The 1,430-nt window shown below is 34.1% G+C and carries 2 protein-coding genes; both read left to right on the top strand.

From position 1 onward, the window contains the following. Nucleotides 1–67: 67 nt before the first annotated feature. Complete coding sequence (locus DFR66_RS13775; protein WP_114755390.1) at nucleotides 68–430, top strand: ISAon1 family transposase N-terminal region protein; 363 nt, start codon at nucleotides 68–70, stop codon at nucleotides 428–430. After that, on the top strand, nucleotides 414–1,397 hold the full coding sequence (locus DFR66_RS13770) for an ISAon1 family transposase (RefSeq protein ID WP_114755389.1): 984 nt from the start codon (nucleotides 414–416) through the stop codon (nucleotides 1,395–1,397). Before DFR66_RS13775 ends, DFR66_RS13770 begins: the two co-directional genes overlap by 17 nt. Nucleotides 1,398–1,430: the final 33 nt, after the last annotated feature.

The following is a 1,430-nucleotide window of genomic DNA, read 5'->3' as shown; positions in this document are numbered from 1 at the left end:
GGATCAAGTCTAAAAGTTGTGGGGAAATATTAAAATCTAGATATTTGTATTTCCAAATTATATACAAATGCAAGATTCTTTCGCCGACCTACTTAAGTTATTATTACCCGAAATAATAGTGGATTACTTTGAACTTACTTCTTATAAAAAAGGAGATGAAATACTTCATTTGTATTTAAGAGAGATTAATTCGATTCCTAAAGAATACCGAGAATCTAAATTAAGCTCAAAAGGATTCTTTGATGAGATAACGGTTCAAGATTTTCCTATTCGTGGACACCAAGTATATCTTCATATCACTCGAAGAAGATGGCTTAATGAGGATACTGGAAAAGTAGTTTTTAGAGATTGGAATTTAGTAGCAGACGGAACTCGGGTAACACAGGAGTTCGCGTCTTTTTTAAAAGAAATCAATCGATTCCAAGCCTAATGATTGTAATGCTATCGCCTCTTTCTACGGTGTAAGTGGCAAAAACCTACAACATCAATACAAAGATTTCTTAAGTGATTTTAAAACTTGGGATCAACTATCACACGCCAAACAATGGCTTCTCTTTCCGAAAAACTTAGGCAAACGCTTGTCAATAGATGAAACTTCGCTCTCTAATGGCGAACTCTATACAATTTTAACAAACAAAGCAGGCAAAGGAAAGAAAGGGAGTATAGTTGCCATGATTGCCGGAACTAAAGCTGATGCTGTAATATCTATTATTGAAAAAATCCCTCTCAAACAGCGGAATCAAGTTACAGAGATTACACTGGATATGGCAGCAAATATGGAATTAATTGCCAAGAAATGTTTTCCAAATGCTATACAGGTCACCGACCGATTCCATGTTCAAAAACTAGCACTGGAAGCTTTACAAGAAATCAGAATCAAATATCGTTGGCAAGCAATTGATCAAGAAAATGATGCTATCGAAAAAGCTAAAAAAGACAATAGAAAGTTTGAGTCCCAAGTGCTAACTAATGGAGACACACTTAAGCAATTGCTAGCCCGAAGCCGTTATTTTCTATATAAAAACAAATCTAAATGGTCACAAAACCAAATAGGTCGTGCTGTAATATTATTCGAATTATATCCCGATATTCAAAAAGCATATGATTTAGCTCAAGATTTGAGAAATATTTTTGAGAAAACAACCGATAAAATTATTGGTCTTTCAAGGTTAGCCAAATGGCATGAGAAAGTAAATCAATCTGGCTTCAAATCCTTTAATACAATCTCACGATCTATAGTAAATCACTATCAAACTATTTTGAACTATTTTAATAATAGAAGCACTAATGCTTCGGCGGAATCTTTCAATGCCAAAATAAAAGCATTTAGGTCGCAATTTAGAGGCGTTAGAAACGTTGCGTTTTTCCTTTTTAGGCTAACTAATATTTATGCTTAATTTTTGCTTCCCCACAGGTTTTAGGATTGATCC

The sequence above is a fragment of the Flavobacterium glaciei genome, assembly GCF_003350545.1.
GTDB classification, from domain to species: Bacteria; Bacteroidota; Bacteroidia; order Flavobacteriales; family Flavobacteriaceae; genus Flavobacterium; species Flavobacterium glaciei.
The sequence above is the reverse complement of the archived record's forward strand: the minus strand, read 5'-3'. Positions and strand labels throughout refer to the sequence as shown.

Excerpts from the sequence above, each read along its gene's own strand:
- DFR66_RS13775 (WP_114755390.1), top strand. The coding sequence starts at position 68 with ATGCAAGATTCTTTCGCCGACCTACTTAAGTTATTATTACCCGAAATA.